This window comes from Gammaproteobacteria bacterium (genome assembly GCA_021647245.1).
Lineage (GTDB): Bacteria > Pseudomonadota > Gammaproteobacteria > RBG-16-57-12 > RBG-16-57-12 > JAFLJP01.
In genome coordinates this window covers 37,844-60,497 of record JAKIVC010000006.1, presented here as the reverse complement: position 1 = coordinate 60,497, position 22,654 = coordinate 37,844, and the positions used below count along the sequence as shown (strand labels likewise).

Genomic DNA, 22,654 nt, shown 5'->3' with positions numbered 1-22,654 from the left:
GCGTGTTTAGATTTTTCTTCAAATCGAGGCCTTTTCGCACGGAAAGAGAGAGCATATAGGGCATATGTGACCGATTGGGTACGAAAATAACGAAGAGTTGAGGTAAAAGATGAATACGCCCATTCATCATGACGGGTTCACCAACTGACGAAGGTGAGGAAGCAGATCACTGGCCAATAAACCTCGTGGTGCATGGCCTGCGGCACCATCACCTGCTGCGGCATGGATAGCAACCCCCAAAGGAAGCGCTTGAGCAAGTGTCACGCCCTGTGCAATCAACGCTGCTAACAATCCGCTCAACAGATCACCCATGCCCCCACTCGCCATTCCGGGGTTGCCACCGCTACACAGCTTTATGCCACCCGAAGGGTCGCACATCAGTGTACCCGCCCCCTTAAGCAGCACATAACCACCATAACGTTGCTGCAATGCACTCACCGCCGCAAAACGATCCGCGCTCACCTCGGCAGTTGAAATGGAGAGCAACCGCGCGGCTTCAGCGGGGTGGGGGGTTAATAGCCAATTTCCCCGCCTGTGCGGGTTCTGGGCCAACAGGTTCAAAGCATCCGCATCCAGCACTAACGGCTGGGGTTGCGCTAAAACCTGCGCCAGCATTACCTCTCCCCAGCGGTTCATCCCAAGTCCAGGCCCGCAAGCGATCACCTCCGCACGGGCAAAAAGTGGTGAGAGTTGCGCTTCATTTTCAACGCCATGACTCATCAATTCAGGACGCTGTGCTGTGATCAGCGGTGCATGCGCTTTGCGGGTGGCTATGGAGACCAGTCCACTCCCTCCTCGCAATGCGGCCTCTCCGGCTAGGCGAATTGCACCACTCATGCCCAGCTCACCCCCCACCAACAACAGGTGCCCACACATCCCCTTGTGGGCGTAAGCTGGCCTGGGTCGAATCAAATGCTTGAGTGAGGCGTAATCGACCCGCTCAACACCACTGTTTAGCTGCAAAAATAGAGCCTCGGGGAGCGCCAGATCAGAGAAGTGGAGCTCACCGCTATAACCCGGCCCCACCCCCGTCAACAGTCCGCGCTTCAGACCAATGAAACTGATAGTTACTGAAGCCTTGACTCCGCACCCCATCACCTGACCGCTGTCGGCATTTAGCCCGGAGGGAAGGTCCAGCGATAAAACCGGCTTTGTCGCTTGGTTTATCCGCTCAATCGCATCGGCAACTTCACCACGCACCGTCGCGGCCAAGCCGCTGCCCAGTAACGCATCAACCACCACATCAAAACTATCAAGCGCCTCTGGCAGGCCATACACCCGTGTGACGGAGCTGTGCTTGAGCCTCTCGAACGCCTCAGCGGCCTCACCCTTCAGTCGCGTCGGCTTTTGCAGTAGAAAAAGTGTTACCGAATCCCCCGCCTGCTGTGCTAGACGTGCCACCACAAAACCATCACCACCATTATTACCGCCGCCACAAACTACCGCAATTTTTTGTGCGTTAGGCCAGCACGCTTTGAGCAGCTTAAACGCGGCCTCTCCAGCACGCTCCATCAGCTCAATGCCGGGAAGGCCACTCTCAATCGCTAACGCGTCCAGCGCCCGGGTCTGCTGTGCGGAATAAAGTGTGTGAGGAAGTGAGTCCATAGCGCTATCATAACCACTATGCCCGAAAAAAAACATAATGATAATCAAGCACTGCTGATAAAAATCAGACAAAAATCGCTCCAACTCGGCTTTCAGCAACTGGGGGTCGCTGACTGCCAGTTAGACGATGCCGAGCAGCACCTGAACCGCTGGTTGGAGAAGGGCTACCACGGCGAAATGGACTACATGGCGCGCCATGGCAACAAGCGTAGCCGTCCCGCCGAGCTGGAACCGGGCACTCTGCGCATCATCTCAGTACGGATGGACTACCTGCCACCCGATGGGGTCATTGCAGGCAAGCTACTACAACAACCGGACAGCGGCTACATTTCACGCTACGCCCTCGGGCGGGATTACCACAAGGTGGTGCGTAAACGGTTGCAGCAACTGGCCGACTACATTCAACAGCAGGTGGGGGCGTTTGGCTATCGCGCCTTTGTAGACAGTGCCCCGGTATTGGAAAAGGCGTTGGCCGAAAAAGCGGGGCTTGGCTGGATCGGTAAGCACAGCAACCTGATCAACCGACAGGCGGGCTCGTGGTTTTTTCTGGGTGAACTCTACACTGACCTACCACTCCCCATTGATATAGAAAGCCGCGCTGAAAACCACTGCGGCCGCTGCACGGCCTGTATTGATCTCTGCCCTACCCAGGCCATTGTCGCGCCTTATCAGGTGGATGGCCGTCGTTGCATCTCTTACCTGACCATTGAGCTGCACGGCGTCATCCCCATCGAATTCCGCAAAGCCATCGGCAACAGAATATATGGCTGTGATGATTGCCAACTCGCCTGCCCGTGGAACCGCTTTGCCCGCTATAGCCGTGAGCAGGATTTTCTACCCCGTCATGGACTGGCAGAACCGGAGCTGATCGAACTGTTTTTATGGAGTGAAGCAACCTTTCTCGACAATATGGCCGGCTCGCCAATTCGCCGTATTGGTCACACCCGCTGGATACGCAACATTGCCGTGGCACTGGGGAATGCACCAAGCAGTGAGCAAATCATCAGCGCCCTGCTAGAGAGAGCGGATGATAAAAGTGAGTTGATCAGAGAACACGTTGCCTGGGCGTTAGCCCAGCACCAAAACACCCCATAAAGCCCAAAATGACTCATCCCCAAATAACACTAAAAATGCTATCTGGGGATGAGTTTAGTCATCCTATAAATCAGAGGTACCCACGTTGCAGGTGAAAAGTGAGAGCACCCCCGATTAAGCTCTAGATCAAATAGGCGCGCACACCTCGCCGATACCAACAGGTATGGTAATACACGCTTCCAATCCGCTGCTACCCGCCCTAACCCGACCGCCGCTAAGTGTGGTGCAATCACCGGCAAAGCAGTAGTCACCGCTCACTTCACCACCGATACCCTGATTACCCAGCAACAGTTCAATATCACCACGGAACTCACCTTTTGGAAGGGTGATATTGGTGCTGTTATCACAGCCACGGGGGATATCACAGCTTGCAGGTATCGAGCAGGTGTTGGCAATATTGCATGAGCTGGGAACACTACAACTATTGGCGACATTACAGGTTCTGGCAACATTACAACCGCCCTGGCCGGTAATAACACTCCAACCACAAGTGACAATATCTGTAACCCATTGACTTCCACAAATAGCCGCACTGGTTACGCTCCTAGTACCGCATTGCACCGCGCTGGTCACGGTCTGGACACCACAAATAGCACCATCGGTTACGAGTTGAGTGCCACAAATAGCGCCACTGGTGACCGTATCGAGACCGCACCGGGCGGCATCGGTCACCCGTTCGGTACCACAAATGGCGGCATCCACCACCCACTCAACCACCGTCTCCACAACACTAATCGGAATAGTGATGCCGGTATTGCCGCGCATCTCAATACCACTGGAATCAATCTGCCCACGCATCCCGATACGGGTCAACGGCGTAACAAACTCACCACTCACCAGCATGCCCGCCGTACTGACCTCTAACCGCCCCTCACTAATTGGCGTATTGGCTATGGCCATATCACCGGTGATGTCGATACGCCAGTCGGTAGGAGAACCCGTAAAATTGGCATTTAGCTGGGCATCGCCATCAAAGCCCACATCAGGGTAGATGCTGGTGCGCGTATAACCGGTCAAGTTTATACCATCACGATCAGCGCTAAACGTTGCGTTGGTCGTACTCAGGTTGTTGAGGTTAATGCCTACCAAGCGCCCTAGGGTCGAAGCATCGAGATTGAATTCACCCTCACCTCGCAAAAATGACTTGGCAATATCGTCACTGATAAGACCGGCCATATTAACCGCCGCGCTGGGGCGGATGGGCACCAGCTCTTGTGGCAAGAAAGCGGTATCAGGATCAAGCATGCCGCTGAAGTAGGCATTCTGCTCACCATCGGTCACTTTAATACCCAAGCTGGCACTGCCTAATTCAAAACCAAAGCTAAAGAATCTCAAGAAATCGACACCCACATTGAGGGTACCATTACCCCCATACTCCACATCCGGTGCAAAGCTATTAAACAGCGTCTGTCCATCGTCATTGACATCAACATCGACTGCCAGCGAGCCATCAAGGTTTAGCGGCCAGCGTGCGAAGGGGATGACACCTTGCAGATAGAGGTTGGCATCAAAGCTACCAATACCCTCACTAATACCCCAGGTAGTATCCGGTGCAAAGGGAATCAAGCCCTGTAGTGACATGGCAATTCCAAGGCCTTCAACACCAATATCAGATAAACCGGGCAGGTCGCCGGTGAAGAAAAAGAAGGGGTCTAATGGATCGAGAACAAAGGTGACCGCTTTGCCACCCGGCGCTTCAAAGCTAATAGGGCCAACAGTCGCCTCAAAGCCGGCGCTAAAGTCGAAAAACAGATACTGGCGATCATCCACCAACGGTGCTTCAAGGTCAGACAAATTACGACCATAATCCAAACCCACATCAGCCATCACCGGCGTACCGACCTCTGCATCAGCTAGCATTCCCACATCGGGAAAGGGGACTTGCGCTGTACCCCGTAGGCGCTCGATACCGCCCACACCGGAAGCACCATACTCAAAAACCAACTCAGCCTCTTTCAATACAATATCACCGAGAGGAGTCAGCAGTAAGAGTGAGCCACTGGCCTGCAATCCGGTGAGTGTGCCGTTTAAGTACTGCTCTTCTAAATTATTCTCTTGCACACGAAAAATAATCTCACCTATCTGCAAGTCACGAAAGGCACTGCTATCAACCACGTCGGTCACCGCACAACCACTATTGTCGACGGAGTCACCCAAGGTGCTATAGGCACACAGGTCAATCTCATCCGGCACACCATCACCATCCATGTCGGCTTCAACAATAATATTGATACGCACGCTCTGCTCCAAGCCCGTACTAGGCAAGGTAGCAGTGAGGGTTAATTCAAAACGACCGGTTGTCAGAGGGCTGACACTCTGGCTAAGCCGAAAGCTATTACTGCCTGGGTTCAGGCGAATGATGCCACTATTACGGCTGCTCAATTGCAAAGCGCCCCCACCCTCTTCACGTAAGCTCACTTCTGTGATGACGGTATCCGGATTAAAGGCCAGCAGTTGATAACTGATATCGCGGCTCTCACCAACCCCCATTCGCAACTCATACTGTTCAGCATCAAAACTGAGGCTGGCTTCACGCTGAGCCTCAATAACCCAAACGAGATCATTTACATGAAATGGCTTGCTAAGATCACGTTGAAGAATAAAGCTTTTGCTACTCACCTGACGACCACCGGCATCCACATTGTCGAAACTCAAGGTACCATCAACGATGACAGTACCATCGGGGCTTTCGGTAATGCGTGCGGTCACTTGGCTTGCTGGAAAGTTGTCATTATCAAAGGTGGCGAGATATGTGTATTGTACCGTTGTGTCATCGACTGGGGTGCTCGCCACCAGAACATAACTCGAGATCTTGGATGTCGCCACAATTGCCTCCTCCTGCAACGTCTCCGGCGCGCCCTCCGCAGTGCTGTTTTCACTTCCGCCACAACCACTAAGCAGGGTTATGGAGAGAAGCAGCGCACCCATCAGAAACGGGTAAAACAAGGTACCTTTTTTCGGTATAGACATGTGGCAAATCCTTTTTTAATGCTGATATTTAGTGCGCTCATTATCACCTAAACAGCCTCTATCCAATATTAACTTTGGTTAGTAACTGCGACTAACTTTGGTTAGTATTGCGACGAAAAATGGGTTAGGGTCATCCACTCTATTTCTATCTCTGAGGCCGCACCGTTTTGCATCTATTACTTGCCGATGACCACGGCCTGTTCCGCGACAGCATGGCGGTCTGGTTGAAACAACTCGATGAAAATATGACCATTGATTTTGCCGATACACTGGATAGTGTCAGGGAGCGCCTGCATCACACGGATTACGATTTACTGATGATGGATTTGGGGATGCCAGGAATGCAGGGGGCTGTCAGTATCCAACAGCTCTGTTCGCAGCTAAAAGACACACATTTGATGATCGTTTCTGCCGATGAAAATAGCCAGACCATTCGCAGCTGTATTGACGCAGGCGCAGCCGGCTATGTCACCAAATCATCCTCCGGTGAGACCATTTTACTGGCAGTAAAACAGGTGTTATCGGGTGTTCGTTATCTACCTATTGATCTGGATAAAGCCAATACAATTGACCTTTCAGATAAACAGAAGCAGATTCTCGCTCATCTTGCCGAAGGGCTGAGCAACAAGGGTATTGCAAAAAAGATGTATCTATCGGAAGGTACCATCAAGCAGTACGTCACTGTACTGCTGCGTTTACTGAGGGTCGATAATCGCATGCAGGCTGGTCTGAAAGCACGCGAACTTTTAGGCATCTGCAGATAAAGCAGCAAGGTTATAAATTGCGGTGCGCAATCGCTCGGGTCGGATCGGTTTGTGTAAAACATCACATCCCTGCGTCACCGCCGCCACTTCTATCACCTTGTCGGTATCACCACTGATAATAAGCGCTGGAATTTCTGTATTGAAATATTGCCGCATCGCGATAACGACCTCCAAGCCATTCTGATTCTCCCGCAGGCGATAGTCACACAGCAATACATCGGGCTGCGGGTAGTTAATCTCGGCCAGCTCCCGCTGCAATGACTTCAGGCTATCCGCCACCAGTAACTCGCACCCCCACTGCAACAGCAGAGTACGCATGGCGTTTCTGATATCCGCTTCATCATCAATAAGAATGACAAACAGCCCAGAGACATCCAAACTGGCGGTGTCCACCGCATCGGTAATCACATTATCAACCACCCCCGCGAAGGGTAGGCGCAACTTAAAAGAGCAGCCACCTCCTGCCGCACTCTCCAAGTGCAACTCATGGTGTAGCAAACGAGCAAGGCGCTTAACGATAGCCAAACCCAGGCCTAGGCCTTTATTTCTATCGCGTTCAGGGTTATTCAACTGATAAAACTCAGAAAACACCTGTCGCTGTTGCGGCTCAGGAATGCCTTTACCATCATCGCATACCGTGAGCAGCACCTGCTCCCCCACCCTCTCGGCTTTAAGTGCAACATGAGTTCCTTCACTGTGGGTGCACGCATTATTAACCAGATTGCGCAACATCCTCCCCAGCATTAATTCATCACTCTCCACTAGCAGTTTCGACGGCTTAAACTCAAGCACCATTTTATGGCAGCTCGCCTTCTCCTGATATTCGTCACAAATAGTCTGGAGCAAAATATCAACATTAACGACCCCGCGATCAACAACCACATCACCCGCATCCAGGCGTGATACATCCATCAGCGCCGCCAACAGTTCACCCAGCGCAGCACTGGATTGCAGTCCTTTATTTAACAGCTCAACCTGCGCCGGCTCTGTCAGTATATTTTTTAAGGCACCAAAATAGAGATCCATGGCGTGCAGTGGCTGCCTAAGGTCATGACTGGTCGCCGCAAGAAACCGGGATTTGTCTGTATTTGCTTTTTCAGCAATATCTTTTTGCAGCTCAAGGCTCTCCAAAAGATCCAGATTCTCGAAGCGCAAGCGTATCGACTCCGAAACATTGCGGTTCATAATGAGGGAGAAGGCCAGGCTGGCAATAATGAACACCATCACCATATAGCCAATCAATACAAAAGTATCCTCAGGCTGATTGAATAAAACAACCGCCAGTGGCAACAGCGTCGGCACACCAAAACCAAAGTAGGCCGGCAAAAAAGTGGACAACGAAATTTGGCTTCCCGAAGCCATGCCAACTAACACCAATACCGCAAACAGGGTGTTAATCACATCGCGGGTATCCATAAACAACACCGCAATTTGACCCCAAATAATACCAGAAAGCACCGATGAAAAAGAGAACAATAGCCCCCACTTCACCAGAATAGCGCCCTGGGGGTTAACACGATGAAAAGACTTAACCAGCACTACCCTGGCAAAAGTGAGCGTCACGTTAATCACCACCCAGGAGATCAACAGCTTATGATCGACCTGCTCCCAGAAAAAGATGGCAACAATGAAAGTAACTGCCAGCACACTGAACAAAACAAAAGGTGACTGCTGATACAGGGCGCGTATTTGCTCATGATGGATCGGTGTATCAAATTTATCGATCAGTTTTTTCATACTTAAAGGGCTGCCTTTTTCGGCTCTTCGGACGCTTTTAATTCACCCAACACCTTCTCTATTAACACCAAAACACTCACCCACGCTTAATTCGAATCATTCATACATGATACGCAATTTTACTTGCCTATTAACTCCACAGCGCATATTCCCTGTAAAACCAACACCCTGCGTGACCTTTGCACAAATTCACGAAATATCCGGGCCAACAGATTCAACAAAAAACAAAAGGTTTTTAAGGGTTGGTCGACTATATATAGAGTGATTATGGTAGTAGCGCCAGACCAACTAACACTTACCTAACAAAATAACATCCTATTTTTTATCTGTTTTAACGAAAGACTAACAACTATACTATCAAAATAATCATTAGCATCTATATGTATAGATCGTGGAGGTTACATGCGTTCCAAGCTCTGTCCCCTGATATTACTCATCACAATCAGCAGTCTGCTATTGATGGCCTCAGTAGCCTCTGCGGATGGCTGGCGCGCCGCCTCCAAAGCACCTAACCATACCACGGTAGCCAACACCGGGCATAACCTGACCCAGCGCTACTCAGATATGGAGGTGTTCATGAACGCCTATCGCAACGACTACAATGAGGTGTGTGTCTATTGCCACACTCCCCATGGGGCCAGCGGCCAAATGGGGGCGATACCACTCTGGAACAGAACCCGCCCATCGGACCCCTATACACTCTACGCCATGCCCACTACCTTGGGCCAGACGATGACCGACCCGGGGGCCAACTCTTTAACCTGTCTCTCCTGTCACGATGGCACCATCGCTATGGACTCGGTTATCAACATGCCTGGCTCAGGTGGCTATAATCCTGCTCAGGAACTCAATGTCGATATGGCCTTTCTCGATAGCTGGAGTGGCCCTGGCCCTACCAGTGGCTATCACGCGGTTATGTTTAATAGCACCATCGTCGATTGCAACCGCTGCCATGGCACACCCGCCATGTTCCCCTCACTGGGCATGGCCGATTTTTCAGCATTTTTCATCAGTACTGACCTGCGCAATGACCACCCCATCGGCGTGGAATACCCCACCAATCTAGGGGCGGGTGTCGACTTTAGGATACCGACCGGCATTCAACTTGGAAAGTTAAGCTTTTTTGATACCAATGGAAATGGCCGGAGCGATACCAACGAAATTCGCATGTACCAGACGGGTGAGGGTTATGAGGTGGAGTGTGCCTCTTGCCATGATCCCCATGGGGTGCCTTCGGCAGGGCCAACCAGTGAATTTATTCCCAGTTTTTTGCGGGTCTCAAATGCGGAAAGCGCATTGTGTCTCACCTGCCATACCAAGTGAGAGGGTTTAAGCTCGGCTCTTGAGTGCTGCTGCGGTTTTCTGTGCCAGCTCACGCAGTGCATTTTCGGTCATCTCCCAATCAATGCACTTATCAGTAACCGACACACCATAGGCTAACTGACCATGGTCTGCGGGAATGGGCTGGTTACCCGCCTTGATATTGCTCTCAATCATCACGCCTTTGATGGATTGATTGCCGTCAACAACTTGCTGAGCAATATCATCCAGTACCGCCAACTGCTTCAGGTGGTTTTTCTGGGCATTGGCATGGCTGCAATCTACCATAATATTAAGTGGCAACCCGCCATGGGCCAGCTGTTTTTCACAGGCTGAAATATGCTTTGCGTCATAATTCGGGCCATCACTCCCGCCACGCAACACCATGTGCGTGTAGGGGTTGCCTTTGGTGCGAATAACCGCCACCTGCCCCAATGGGTCAATACTGACAAAATCATTTTTATGGGCTGCGCAGATGATGGCATTGATCGCCACATCATAATCACCATTGGTACCATTTTTGAACCCGACCGGTGTGGAGAAACCACTGGCCATTTTACGATGGGTTTGCGACTCGGTGGTACGCGCACCAATCGCCGTCCAAGAGAAGAGATCCTGAACATATTGCGGTGTGATCAAGTCCAGCGCCTCACCGGCAGCGGGTAGACCCAGTTCGGCAATTTTCAGCAGCAGTTTACGTGACATCAGCAGCCCTTTGGCGATATCACAGCTACCATCCATATCAGGGTCGTTGATCAACCCCTGCCAACCGATGCTGGTGCGAGGCTTTTCAAAGTAGACCCGCATCACAATGCAGAGGCTCTCTTTTAATTCATCAGCCAACACCTTAAGCCGCTTGGCGTAGTCAACTGCCAACTCAACATCATGAATGGAACAGGGGCCAACCACCACAAACAGACGTTTATCTGTTCCATCCAGAATATCGCGAATCTGCTGCTGCCCTTGCATAACCGTGTCGATACTTTCCGGGGTAAGCGGATACATCGCTTTTACCTGATCAGGGCGAATCAGGGGAACTTCGGAGATGATGTGCAAATTTTCGACGCGATTATCCATTGAGATGCTTTATTCTCTGGTTTTTGTAAATTCAGCTAAAAAAGAGGCACAAACAGTAGCAGGATACGCCGCTTAACGCATCCTGTTTTTCATTTTGAGGATTTTATTGACCACCGTTCACTCAACACGAAAGCTTCCCAGCACGGCACCCGACTGATCCAACACAATCAACCCGTCACCAAAGCGGCCACTGAGCGGTAGCAGCAATGAGTCATCTTCAGTTAACGGGTTTCCTGATAAAATCGAGTGGTAACGCGCCATGACTAATTCATTGTCACGATACCGGCGCTTCACTTTGTCAGACGCTGCCTGCAGTGCCGCCATATGAAGCTTAAGTGGATCAAAAAGTGTCACCACAGCCCATTCGGGAAGCGAGTTGATAAACAGGTGTATCACCACCCCAGCACCCTCTTCAGTTGTTTGAGGCTTGCGGGCGTAGTAAATCAACGGCAGTGGAGCACCCTCTCTATTCAAGGAGCCGATATCAACCTGCTGCTTCTCTAGATAATCCTTATCCACAACCTGAAAAGCACTGCCATCAAACACCAGCGCCAGTGGCTTTTGATCATATATGGTGTTAACGCCCCAAGCCAAAGCACCCACCTGAATGGCCGCTATCAGCATGAAATCCATCACAATATGGCGGCGTGTTTTAGTGGGGTTGTAAATAATCAGGGTTAACAGCGGCCCTAAAACCAAGTCGACTGCGATCAGGATTTGGACCCCGCTAACCCCGCCGTCGACCCAAAACAGCGCATCGGGATACCAGACGTAGACAATCAAACTGAGTAGTACCAGGAAAACAGCCAGGCTAAGAGCAAAGTGGATTGCACTCGCCCGTAATCGGGCGGGCAGTGTTGCGGGTAGTTTCATGCTTTTTTATCCTTAATGAACTACCTTGCTATCGACACCATCCACCTCTGATTGAAACCATATTGCCTGGCTGCCACTCTTTTTATCAATCAACTGCATCTGCTTATCATGCTCTTCGAGTTCACTTGCTGTCGCAGTGACCACTTTCAATGCTGCCCGCCCAGGCTTTAGACGTTGAATATCAGCACTCTCCATGGTATCTGCATTATCATCACCCTGGCTATCCAGCGAGAGGTTGCGCTGCCCACCGGTCATCGCTAAGTAAACATCTGCGAGAATTTCCGAATCTAGCAGCGCACCATGCAACTCACGCTTGGTGTTATCAATAAAGTAGCGCTTACAGAGGGCGTCCAGGCTATTTCTCTGCCCTGGGTGTTTTTTACGTGCCATTGCCAAGGTGTCAACCACCGTGCAGTGGTCACGAATATCCGTAAATTGACCATTCAGCAATTTGAACTCATGGTTAATAAAACCAATATCGAATGCCGCGTTGTGGATGATTAACTCTGCCCCTTTGATGAATTGAAGAAAGTCATCGGCAATCGCCCCATAGAGCGGTTTATCTGTCAAAAATTCATTGGTAATACCATGAATTTCAATCGCCTCCTGCGGCACCTCTCGCTCAGGCTGAATATATTGATGATAGTTATTCCCCGTCAAACGGCGGTTAATCATCTCAACACAACCGATTTCAATAATACGATGTCCCGATTTAGGCTCTATGCCGGTTGTCTCTGTATCCAATATAATTTGGCGCATAATAGTATAAGTCCTGATGCCTTAAATAATCTCTGAATTAAGAAGGGAGCTCAGATATCCCTCTGTTTGCCAGATCATCCGCTATCTCATTTTCACGATGGCCGGTATGGCCGCGCACCCAGTGCCACTCCACTTGGTGACGTGCCACCGCCGCATCGAGGCGTTGCCAAAGGTCCACATTTTTTACTGGTTTTTTATTGGCTGTTTTCCAGCCTCGTTTTTTCCAGTTTATAATCCAGTCATTAATGCCGTTTTTCACATATTGTGAATCGGTGGTCAGTGAAACTTCACACGCCTCACTTAAACTCTCAAGCCCCATAATGGCTGCCATCAACTCCATACGATTATTGGTTGTCAGCTTTTCGCCGCCAAACAGCGGTTTTTCCCTGTTATCGTATCGTAACAGCGCCCCCCACCCGCCGGGGCCAGGATTGCCTTTACAGGCACCATCAGTAAACAACTCAACTCTCTTCACTATCATTATCTCTTTGCATGGATGATTGGGCGGTTCCTAATACGCCAAGGCGACGGCGCATCTGCCAGCGGGGGCGAATAGGGGTCAATGTTGAAACCTGCTTTCTGGCCACAAGGATATAGCCTCCACCCAAAATAGGCCAGTAGCGAGCACCCCAGCGCTCCAGCCACATCAATTTTCCCATCAACACCGGATGGCGAAGCGCCGGACGGTAAAAATAGCTCTCTATATGCTCGATCTCATACCCCAGCAGCTTCAACCAATCTTTCACCCGTCCTGGAGATAAAAAGTGCCCTTGCCACGGTAAACGACCCACATTTTTTTGCAGCCACATCGTGCCCCCCCAAAGACTATAAGGGTTAAATCCCATCACCAAAACGTGCCCTTCAGGCACCAAAATCCGATCCACCTCGCGCAATATCTGATGGGCATTATCATGAATTTCAAGGGTATGAGGCAAAACCACCACATCGACACTGTCGGTCACAATCGAGAGTTTGTCGACTTCACACGGCAATAGCGGATAAGGCTGGGAGTGCGCCCGACTGCTATCATCGAGAATAATCCGCTGTTTAATACGGCTCTGACCCAACAGATCCACACTACCCAGCCCACCGACCTGGAGCAGGTAATAACCAAAGAGATCCGCCAGCAGCGCCTCTAGGCGAGGCTGCACCAGTGCCAGAAATTGCTGCCCAGTATAACCACCGTACCAGTGATTCAGCGCATCACGCCGCAATGGATACGTTTTATTTTGGTACTTTAGCTTGCTGATTGCGTTATACATTGCGTAAAATTTCATCTCTTCGATTAATTAGAGATTAGCACTCTTATGCTCACGGTTTACCCTATTACTGCCTTTGAAGATAATTATATCTGGTTAATTGGCAATCAGCAGCATCCACAAGTGGCCATTGTTGACCCGGGTGATGGTGAGCGGGTGATCGCCTACTGTCGATTGCATAATTTAATCCCTGTGGCCATTTTAATCACCCACCACCACGCTGACCATACCGGTGGCATTGCGGCCATTACACAACACTATGAGATCCCGGTTTATGGCCCGGCCCACGAAAATATCAATGGAGTCACTCACCCGCTAAAAGGGGCAGAGCAGGTTACAATCAGCGAAATAGCGGCTACATTCCAAGTCATTGATACGCCGGGCCACACCGTAGGACACATCATCTATTATGGTCACGAGAGACTCTTTTGCGGCGATACACTGTTTGCAGGGGGGTGCGGGCGAGTGTTTAAGGGCACCGCCGCACAGATGCAACACGCTATGGAGAAAATTAGAGCCTTACCTGACAAAACGTTGATCTATTGTGCACATGAATATACTCTCGCCAACCTGACCTTTGCACAGGTTGCCGAACCTGACAATGGCGCAATCACGCAGCGACTGCAGCAAGTACAGCAGCTTCGCACTGAAAGAAAAGCCACCGTACCCAGTCAGTTAAGTGTTGAAAAGCAGACCAACCCCTTTCTCCGCTGGGACAGCCCGCTACTGATTAAAGCCGCATCAAACTATAGTAAAACAGCGTTAACCCACCCAGTCGAAGTATTTGCCGCTGTACGCAAATGGAAAGACGATTTAGACTGAGCACAAAATCCCCTGATTCACATTGATGGAATATCACTTTGCTACAAACAACGCATAAAATTTCACTCAAGTTAATAGCCCTTTCCAGTAGCCTACTGCTACTCAATGGATGTATCACAGCGCCTGAAAAAGTGAGTGACACACCCTTAGACCCGATCAGCAAGACGGTTCAAACCGAGCAGCCCGAAGAGAGCAATATTGAGTCCATTCACTACATCAGCAAACAACCGGGGAGTGAGGCACTACGTGAGCCACTAGAGCCACTGATTCCCGAACTGACTGACGCTCAAGAGAGCCTGCCCACACCCGCCGCCATAGCCGATGTGACCATCGCAGAGCAAGCGCCCACCATAATCGAGCCGACAGATCTCTGGCACCGTTTGCGCCAAAACTATGGGCTACCCGATAGCGACCACCCCGGCGTAAAAGCTGACCAAGCGTGGTATGCAAAACACCCGGACTATCTACTACGGGTTACTGAGCGCGCACACCCCTATCTGCACTTTATTCTCGAAGAGGTTGAGGCGCGTGGTATGCCCAGCGAAATCGCCCTGCTACCCATCGTTGAGAGCGCCTTCCTGCCCTTCGCCTACTCCCATGGACGTGCCGCAGGCATCTGGCAATTTATACCCAGCACCGGAGAGTACTTTGGTCTAAAACAGAACTGGTGGTATGACGGCCGACGCGATGTCTACGCATCCACAATAGCAGCGCTCACCTATCTACAGCGGCTACATAAAACGTTTGATGGTGACTGGTTGCTCGCCCTTGCCGCCTATAACTCGGGTTCAGGCACTGTTTCACGCGCTATTCGCAAAAACAAGAGCAGAGGAAAACCCACCGATTACTGGAATCTGGACCTACCCAAAGAGACCAAAGGCTATGTGCCAAAACTGCTGGCACTGAGCAATCTTGTCGCCAAGCCTGATGCTTTTAATGTTAAATTCACCTCTATCCCGAATGAACATTACTTTGAAAAAGTCGAGACCGGTGGCCAAATTGACCTTGCCCTCGCCGCCGAATTGGCCGAACTCAGCACCGACCATCTCTACAACCTCAACCCCGGCTTCAATCGCTGGGCGACAGACCCCGCTGGCCCTCACTACCTGCTGCTACCCAAGGAAAACGCGACGATATTTACCCAAGCTTTATCGCAACTCCCTGAAAATAAACGGGTAAAATGGGTACGCCATATCATTCAGCCGGGAGAAAGCCTGCTATTGATCGCCAAAAAGTATCAAACCAGTGTTGATTTATTAAAAGAGAGCAACAAGATCAGTGGCAGCATGATTCGCGCCGGAAAACATCTTCTGGTACCCACCGCAACGCGCAACCTGAACAGCTACCGTCAAACAGCTGAGATACGCAAAAAAACCATCCAGCAACGCAAACGGGATGGCCATAAGGTCACCCATACCGTAATAGGTGGTGACACACTATGGGATATTTCGAGAAAACATAAAGTTGAGGTCAAAGCGCTTGCAAAGTGGAATGCCATGGCCCCTAGGGACCCCTTAAAACCAGGTCAACAACTGGTCATCTGGAGCAGCAAGCCACCACTGACAATACAGTTCAACAACGGGCCCGGCACACCGCTACAAAACATAAAATACCGAGTCCGCCAAGGAGACTCCCTCTCGCGGATTGCACAAAAATTTAGCGTAACCGTGGCCGACTTAAAACGCTGGAACAGCCTCAACACCCAAAAATACCTACAACCAGGACAGCGCATCACGCTCTATGTTGATGTCACCCGCCAATCGGGGAGCTAGCCCACCACCTGCTGGACAAGCTCCATTTTGGTGTTATAGCGTCCACTTCTCCCGGAGGAGACTTACAGATTTCACGGCGTAACCAGCTCTGCATAGGTTTCTGAAAAAGCGGTTATCGCTTTATCTAGGTCGGCCTTGGTGTGGGCGGCTGAGATTTGGGTGCGGATGCGCGCTTTCCCTTTGGGTACGACCGGAAAAAAGAAACCGATGGCGTAAATTCCGCGCTCCAGAAGCCGTTGTGACATTTTTTGCGCTAGCTGAGCGTCACCCAGCATGACAGGGACAATGGGATGCTCGCCCGCCGCAATGGCAAACCCTGCTGCCTGCATCCCGGCCCTGAAGTAACGTGTATTCTCTTCCAGTCGATCACACAGTGCCGTTGATGCCGAGAGCATCTCTAACACTTTAATCGATGCGGCACAGATAGCCGGTGCCACGGTGTTGGAAAACAGGTAAGGACGAGAGCGCTGACGCAACATGTCGATAATCTCTTTACGTCCCGAGGTGTAGCCACCGGAAGCGCCGCCCAGTGCTTTACCAAAGGTGCCGGTTATAATATCCACCCGATCCATTACGCCACAATACTCATGCACACCACGGCCTTGTTTACCCATAAACCCGACCGCGTGGCAATCATCATGGTGAACCATTGCATCATATTTATCAGCCAGATCGCAGATTTTATCAAGCTGCGCGATGGTGCCATCCATCGAAAAAACACCATCGGTAGTAATCAGTATCCGCCGCGCTCCGGCTGCTTTTGCCTCTTTTAGCTTCAGCTCAAGATCATGCATATCACTGTTTTTATAGCGGTGGCGGGCTGCTTTACAGAGCCGGACGCCATCAATAATCGAGGCGTGATTTAATTCGTCGGAGATCACTGCATCTTGATGGGTCAAAAGGGTTTCAAATAACCCGGCATTGGCATCAAAGCAGGCGGCGTAGAGAATGGTATCTTCCATGCCGAGGAATTGACTCACTTTATCTTCCAACACTTTGTGGATACTCTGGGTACCACAGATAAAGCGTACTGAGGAGAGGCCAAAGCCCCACTGATCGTAACTCTGTTTGGCTGCTTGAATCACTTCAGGATTATTAGCCAGACCAAGGTAGTTGTTGGCGCACATGTTGACCACTTCGCGGCCATCCGCCAGGGTGATGTCATTTTTTTGGTCTGAGGCGATAATACGTTCGGTCTTCCATAGCCCAGCCGCTTGTATCTCTGCTAGATCTTTTGCCAGACTTTTTTGTGCACTTTTATAGGCCATGGTAATTACCCCGTTAGAGGCCTTTGCATCTGTTTGTACAAAGGCATTCGCTTGTTAATCGCACCACTCCAGCACAACCTTGCCCGACTGCCCAGAGCGCATAACATCAAACCCTTTTTGGAAGTCGGTGTAGTGAAAGCGGTGGGTGATAATCTTCTCCAGCGGCAAGCCGCTTTGAACCATCATGACACCCTTGTACCAGGTTTCAAATATTTCGCGGCCATAGATGCCTTTGATATTTAACCCTTTAAAGACCACTTGATCCCAATCAATACCCGTTCCATTGGGCATGATGGCCAGCATGGCGATACTGCCACCATTGATCATTTTGCTCAGCATATCTTTAAACGCATGGGGTGACCCTGACATCTCCAGGCCCACGTCAAACCCTTCGAGAATACCCAGGCTACGCATAAACTCGCGGCTGATGGTGTGCTCTTTAACATTTAACGGGATCACTCTGGGTGCCACTTTTTTTACCAGGTCGAGCCGATATGGGTTGAGGTCGGTAATCACAACATTGCGCGCTCCGCAATGTGTCGCCACCATGGCGGCCATGATACCAATCGGCCCTGCACCGGTGATCAGGACATCTTCGCCCACCATGTTGAAAGAGAGCGCTGTGTGCACCGCATTACCATAAGGGTCAAAACAGGCCAGCACCTCGGTAGGGATTTTAATATTGGGTCTGAATACATTTTTTGCCGGGATCGAGAGATACTCAGCAAAGCAGCCGGTACGGTTCACGCCGATACCGATGGTATTGGGGCAGAGGTGTCGCCGCCCTGCCAGGCAGTTGCGACACCGTTCACAAACAATGTGCCCCTCTCCCGAGACCACATCACCGATCTTGATATCTTCCACGTTGGCGCCCATCTCCACCACCACACCGGCAAACTCGTGGCCAATGGTCATCGGCACTGGAATGGTTTTTTGCGCCCACTCATCCCAGTTATAGATATGGATGTCGGTACCACAGATCGCTGTTTTTTGAATTTTCACCAGCACATCGTTATTGCCCACCTCTGGCAGCGGCACATCCTCCATCCACAACCCCTGCTGAGCCTCGCGTTTAACCAGCGCTTTCATCGTCTCCATGCTCGAACCTCACTACTCATTAAGGGGTGTTAGGGTGTCGCAAACAGCTCTACCAACTTTTCACCTGGCTGATCCGCACGCATAAAGGCTTCACCAACCAGAAAAGCATTCACCTGGTGATCACGCATCAGAGCCACATCCTGTTGATCAACTATGCCACTTTCTGTCACTACAATTCGGTCGTCAGGTATCTGTTGTAACATATCCAGCGTGGTTTGCAGGCTCACATCAAAGGTACGCAAGTTGCGGTTATTAATTCCGATCAAGGGCAGGTTGAGTGGCAGGGTTCGCTGTAACTCCGCTTCATCGTGTACTTCAATCAACACATCCATCGCCAGTCTGCTCGCTGACTCAGCCAGCTGAGCCAACTGCTTGTCATCGAGCACCGCCGCGATCAATAAAATACAGTCCGCGCCGATTGCCCGTGCTTCAACTACCTGGTATTCGTCAATAATAAAGTCTTTACGAATCACCGGCAGGCTGCAGGCATCACGGGCCTGTTGCAGGTAGCGTTCATGGCCTTGAAAGAAGTCCGTATCGGTTAGAACAGAGAGGCAAGCCGCCCCCCCTTTTTCGTAACTGCGGGCAATCTCCGCCGGTATAAAATTTTCGCGAATCACCCCTTTGCTGGGTGAAGCTTTTTTTATCTCGGCAATGACCGCAGCCTGCCCGGCATTTAATTTGGTTTGAATTGACCGAACAAAACCACGGGGAGAAGATGCGCTGGCGGCTTGTTTTCTGAGTGTATCGATGGCGACTCGCGCACTGCGCTCTGCGATCTCCTGCCTTTTGCGGGCAATGATTTTCTTTAATATATCGGGGGGATTACTCATAGCGTGTCGGCCACCATTATTCGGCTAGGTTTAGAAGGTGTTTGTCAGGGTAACCAATGCATCCAGCTTGGCGCGTGCTCTACCCGATGCAATCACTTCAGCCGCCTTTTCGACACCCTCTGCAAGGGTGTCGACCAGGTTTGCGGCATAGATCGCGGCACCGGCATTCAGCACCACAATATCACGGGCAGGGCCTAGCTCGTTATTCAGTACCGCTTTGATCACTGCCAGGCTCTGGTCGGCACAGTCAACTGCAAGCTCGCTTATTTTGCCCCGTGCAATGCCAAACTCTTCGGGGGTAATGGTGTAGCCGTTAATCGTGCCATCTTTAAGCTCTGCCACACGGGTTGGGCTCTCTATGGAGATTTCATCCAGGCCATCAACCGCATGCACCACCAGTACATGCTGGCTGCCCAACTGCTTCAATACCTGTGCTAACGACTCAACCCACGGCTCGGCAAAAACACCTAGCACCTGGTTAGGTGCTGCGGCCGGATTGGTAAGCGGGCCAAGTACATTAAACAGGGTGCGAACCCCCATCTCTTTGCGTGGGCCAATGGCGTGTTTCATGGCTCCGTGGTGTGCCGGGGCAAACATAAAACCAACCCCAAGTTCATCCACACACTGTGCCACCTGCTGCGGGGTGATATCCAATTTTACGCCGGCGGCCTCCAGCACATCGGCACTGCCGGTATTACTGGAGATGGAGCGGTTGCCATGCTTCGCTACCTGCCCACCGGCGGCGGCAACAACAAAGGCGGAAGCGGTGGAGATGTTGAAAGTTTTAGCACCATCACCACCGGTTCCGCAGGTGTCGACCAGGTGGTCACCCGCAATGGAGACCGGTGTTGCCAGCTCGCGCATCACGGTGGCCGCTGCTGTGATCTCATCGACCGTTTCGCCCTTAATACGCAAACCAACCAGAAAACCACCGATCTGTGCCGGTGTCGCTTCACCCGTCATGATCAGACGCATGGTGGCGACCATCTCCTCTCGGGTCAGGTCGTGATTATCAATTACGGCTTGAATCGCCTGCTGCATTTTCACGCTTTGATCTCCCCTACCGGGCGCATGCCTGATTTCTGCTGCAAGAAGTTATCCAGCATCTCATGCCCCTGCTCAGTCAGAATGGATTCCGGGTGAAATTGCACCCCTTCAATCATATATTTTTTGTGGCGCACACCCATGATCTCTTCAAGTTCACCACCCGCTGTCTCTGTCCAGGCTGTCAGTTCCAGAGACTCCGGCAGTGCGCTTTTATCAATGACCAGTGAGTGGTAGCGTGTCACCTGTAACGGGTTTTTCAACCCCTTAAACACCCCAACATCCCGGTGTTTAACCGGTGAGGTTTTACCATGCATAATTTGACCGGCGTGGATAATGCGGCCACCAAAAGCCTGGCCGATACTTTGATGCCCAAGGCAGACACCCAATATCGGCAGCTTTCCTTTGAAGTGTTCAATCACCGCCAGCGAGATACCCGCTTCATTGGGTGTGCAGGGGCCGGGGGAAATCATCAAATGATCCGGTTTTTTTGCCTCAATCTGTTGCAGGGTAATCTGGTCATTACGGTACACCTCCACCTCAGCACCCAGCTCACCGAGGTATTGCACCAGGTTGTAGGTGAAGGAGTCGTAGTTATCGATCATTAACAGCATTAAATCAGCTTCCGCGATAGAAACGTAAAGACGTTTTTCAATTATTTATGGAGGATCTGAACACGTCATGAATATTTTATGCTGACTGAAATTACCCTCACTCACCCCAAAAAGGCACCAATAGGGCGACTATTGCTGCGCATTTCAAAACAAACGAGAGCAACCCCCTCTCAGTCTAAATTCATCCAGACTTAGTCAGAACTTCCTTTACGATGGCCATCAAGTCCTGCAGTGGCCATTTCGACGGCCTTAAAGACAGCACGCCCTTTGTTCATGGTCTCTTTCCACTCATATTTGGCAATGGAGTCGTGCACCACGCCAGCTCCCACTTGAATATGGAGCTGTTGATCCTTAATGACTGCGGTGCGAATGGCAATCGCGGTATCCATATTACCACTCCAGGAGAGGTAGCCCACCGCACCCGCATAAACACCTCGCTTAACCGGCTCTAGCTCATCAATAATCTGCATTGCGCGAATTTTTGGCGCACCGCTCACTGTGCCCGCCGGGAATGTGGCACGCAGCACATCCATTGGTGAGGTGTTCTTTTTCAGAATACCGGTCACATTAGAGACAATGTGCATGACATGAGAGTAGCGCTCGATCTTCATTTTTTCGGTGAGTTTAACACTCCCAGTCTCGGCGATGCGCCCCGCATCATTACGGCCAAGGTCAATCAACATCAGATGCTCTGCAAGCTCTTTGGGGTCGGCCAGTAACTCTTTCTCCCAGGCCTGATCTTCTTCTTCCGTGGTGCCACGAGGGCGTGTGCCAGCAATGGGGCGCACGGTCACCTCTCCCTCTTCCAGACGCACTAAAATTTCGGGAGAGGAGCCCACAATGTGGAAATCAGCTAAATCCATAAAGTACATATAGGGTGATGGATTGAGGCTGCGAAGTGCACGGTAAAGATCTAGCGGACGCGCTTTGAAAGGCACAGAGAGGCGCTGTGAAAGCACCACCTGCATGACATCACCCTCGGCGATATACTGTTTACACACCTCAACGGCATCCTTAAAACGCTGCTCGGTGAAGCCTGAAACAAAGTCATCCTCATCAACCGTATCGAGCCGTTCGGAACAGTGGCTGGGAACCGCCTCCCCCATCTTACCAACCAGGTGATCCAGGCGACGTTCGGCCAGGCCCAAAGCATCTGGCTGATCCAGATCCGCATGGACAATAATGTACATTTTACCACTGAGATTATCGAACACCACCACCTCTTCCGAGAGTGCCAGCAGAATATCTGGATTATTCAGTGGGTCGGGGTTTGGGCACGCTTTGAGCCTCGGTTCGATATAGCGGATCGTATCATAACCAAAGTAGCCAACCAGGCCACCGGTAAATCGTGGCAATCCCGCCACTTCACTCACCTCAAAACTTGCCTGTAATGTTTCCACCCAAGTGAGTGGGTCTTCAACGGTGATGGTCTCGATCACTCGCTGATCCTCAATCATCGAAATTTGATGACCATGGATACGAAAAGCGGTGCGACTGGGGAGGCCAATCATAGAGTATCGCCCCCACTTTTCACCGCCTTGTACCGATTCAAACAGATAGGAGTATGGCCCATGGGCCAATTTCAGATAAACACTCAGCGGGGTCTCCAGATCAGCAAGTATTTCGCGCATTACTGGAGTGCGTTTAAAACGTTTGTTACGCAGCGATTGAAACTGTTGTTGTGCCATTGTTGGTTACCACTAAATAGTAAGATGAATACCGAAACCCAAAATCAAACGGGCTT

19 protein-coding genes are annotated in these 22,654 nt (G+C 50.9%); 5 read left to right on the top strand and 14 right to left on the bottom strand.

All coding sequences use genetic code 11. The features are described from left to right. Positions 1–126: 126 nt before the first annotated feature. Positions 127–1,605 (bottom strand): NAD(P)H-hydrate dehydratase, encoded by a 1,479-nt coding sequence (locus L3J94_03075; GenBank protein MCF6217738.1) that lies wholly within the window; start codon positions 1,603–1,605, stop codon positions 127–129. 18 nt (positions 1,606–1,623) lie between these two features. Between L3J94_03075 and queG the strand changes: the two genes are divergently transcribed. Beyond that, positions 1,624–2,700 carry a tRNA epoxyqueuosine(34) reductase QueG gene (gene queG, locus L3J94_03070; protein MCF6217737.1) on the top strand — a complete coding sequence of 359 codons (1,077 nt, stop codon included), beginning with the start codon at positions 1,624–1,626 and terminating at the stop codon, positions 2,698–2,700. 126 nt (positions 2,701–2,826) lie between these two features. Here queG and L3J94_03065 read toward each other — a convergent pair whose 3' ends face one another. Further along, the gene (locus tag L3J94_03065; GenBank protein ID MCF6217736.1) at positions 2,827–5,670 is read right to left on the bottom strand and encodes a hypothetical protein; all 2,844 of its coding nucleotides are present in this window, start codon (positions 5,668–5,670) and stop codon (positions 2,827–2,829) included. 167 nt (positions 5,671–5,837) lie between these two features. On the opposite strand from L3J94_03065, the gene L3J94_03060 reads away from it, so the two are divergent. Beyond that, a complete protein-coding gene (locus L3J94_03060; protein ID MCF6217735.1) occupies positions 5,838–6,434 on the top strand; it encodes a response regulator transcription factor in 597 nt (198 codons plus the stop codon). Here L3J94_03060 and L3J94_03055 read toward each other — a convergent pair. Next, a complete protein-coding gene (locus L3J94_03055; protein MCF6217734.1) occupies positions 6,417–8,171 on the bottom strand; it encodes a hybrid sensor histidine kinase/response regulator in 1,755 nt (584 codons plus the stop codon). The two genes, L3J94_03060 and L3J94_03055, sit on opposite strands and share 18 nt — an antisense overlap. A gap of 402 nt (positions 8,172–8,573) precedes the next feature. On the opposite strand from L3J94_03055, the gene L3J94_03050 reads away from it, so the two are divergent. Next, positions 8,574–9,494, top strand: coding sequence for a hypothetical protein (locus L3J94_03050; GenBank protein MCF6217733.1), 921 nt, complete (start codon positions 8,574–8,576; stop codon positions 9,492–9,494). Positions 9,495–9,500: 6 nt separating this feature from the next. Here L3J94_03050 and L3J94_03045 read toward each other — a convergent pair whose 3' ends face one another. The 5 genes from L3J94_03045 to L3J94_03025 form a co-directional block, all read right to left on the bottom strand. Further along, on the bottom strand, positions 9,501–10,568 hold the full coding sequence (locus L3J94_03045; GenBank protein MCF6217732.1) for a 3-deoxy-7-phosphoheptulonate synthase: 1,068 nt from the start codon (positions 10,566–10,568) through the stop codon (positions 9,501–9,503). A gap of 117 nt (positions 10,569–10,685) precedes the next feature. Continuing rightward, a complete protein-coding gene (locus L3J94_03040) occupies positions 10,686–11,441 on the bottom strand; it encodes a hypothetical protein (GenBank protein ID MCF6217731.1) in 756 nt (251 codons plus the stop codon). 12 nt (positions 11,442–11,453) lie between these two features. Then, complete coding sequence (gene dnaQ, locus L3J94_03035; protein ID MCF6217730.1) at positions 11,454–12,200, bottom strand: DNA polymerase III subunit epsilon; 747 nt, start codon at positions 12,198–12,200, stop codon at positions 11,454–11,456. A gap of 37 nt (positions 12,201–12,237) precedes the next feature. Continuing rightward, on the bottom strand, positions 12,238–12,675 hold the full coding sequence (gene rnhA, locus L3J94_03030) for a ribonuclease HI (GenBank protein ID MCF6217729.1): 438 nt from the start codon (positions 12,673–12,675) through the stop codon (positions 12,238–12,240). Then, the gene (locus tag L3J94_03025) at positions 12,662–13,477 is read right to left on the bottom strand and encodes a class I SAM-dependent methyltransferase (GenBank protein MCF6217728.1); all 816 of its coding nucleotides are present in this window, start codon (positions 13,475–13,477) and stop codon (positions 12,662–12,664) included. The genes rnhA and L3J94_03025 overlap by 14 nt, the downstream gene beginning before the upstream one ends. 30 nt (positions 13,478–13,507) lie before the next feature. On the opposite strand from L3J94_03025, the gene gloB reads away from it, so the two are divergent. After that, complete coding sequence (gene gloB, locus L3J94_03020; protein ID MCF6217727.1) at positions 13,508–14,281, top strand: hydroxyacylglutathione hydrolase; 774 nt, start codon at positions 13,508–13,510, stop codon at positions 14,279–14,281. A 38-nt stretch (positions 14,282–14,319) separates the two neighbouring features. Then, positions 14,320–16,053: a LysM peptidoglycan-binding domain-containing protein gene (locus tag L3J94_03015; protein ID MCF6217726.1), complete on the top strand. Its 1,734-nt coding sequence runs from the start codon at positions 14,320–14,322 to the stop codon at positions 16,051–16,053. 71 nt (positions 16,054–16,124) lie between these two features. On the opposite strand, the gene kbl is transcribed toward L3J94_03015, so the two are convergent. The 6 genes from kbl to trpE form a co-directional block, all read right to left on the bottom strand. Beyond that, positions 16,125–17,321: a glycine C-acetyltransferase gene (gene kbl / locus L3J94_03010; GenBank protein MCF6217725.1), complete on the bottom strand. Its 1,197-nt coding sequence runs from the start codon at positions 17,319–17,321 to the stop codon at positions 16,125–16,127. 54 nt (positions 17,322–17,375) lie between these two features. Next, positions 17,376–18,410 carry an L-threonine 3-dehydrogenase gene (gene tdh / locus L3J94_03005; protein MCF6217724.1) on the bottom strand — a complete coding sequence of 345 codons (1,035 nt, stop codon included), beginning with the start codon at positions 18,408–18,410 and terminating at the stop codon, positions 17,376–17,378. A gap of 38 nt (positions 18,411–18,448) precedes the next feature. Then, the gene (trpC, locus tag L3J94_03000; protein MCF6217723.1) at positions 18,449–19,252 is read right to left on the bottom strand and encodes an indole-3-glycerol phosphate synthase TrpC; all 804 of its coding nucleotides are present in this window, start codon (positions 19,250–19,252) and stop codon (positions 18,449–18,451) included. Between the two features lie 30 nt (positions 19,253–19,282). Continuing rightward, a complete protein-coding gene (gene trpD / locus L3J94_02995) occupies positions 19,283–20,299 on the bottom strand; it encodes an anthranilate phosphoribosyltransferase (protein ID MCF6217722.1) in 1,017 nt (338 codons plus the stop codon). Further along, on the bottom strand, positions 20,296–20,910 hold the full coding sequence (locus tag L3J94_02990; GenBank protein MCF6217721.1) for an aminodeoxychorismate/anthranilate synthase component II: 615 nt from the start codon (positions 20,908–20,910) through the stop codon (positions 20,296–20,298). Before L3J94_02990 ends, trpD begins: the two co-directional genes overlap by 4 nt. A 191-nt stretch (positions 20,911–21,101) precedes the next feature. Further along, complete coding sequence (gene trpE, locus L3J94_02985) at positions 21,102–22,598, bottom strand: anthranilate synthase component I (protein MCF6217720.1); 1,497 nt, start codon at positions 22,596–22,598, stop codon at positions 21,102–21,104. Positions 22,599–22,654: the final 56 nt, after the last annotated feature.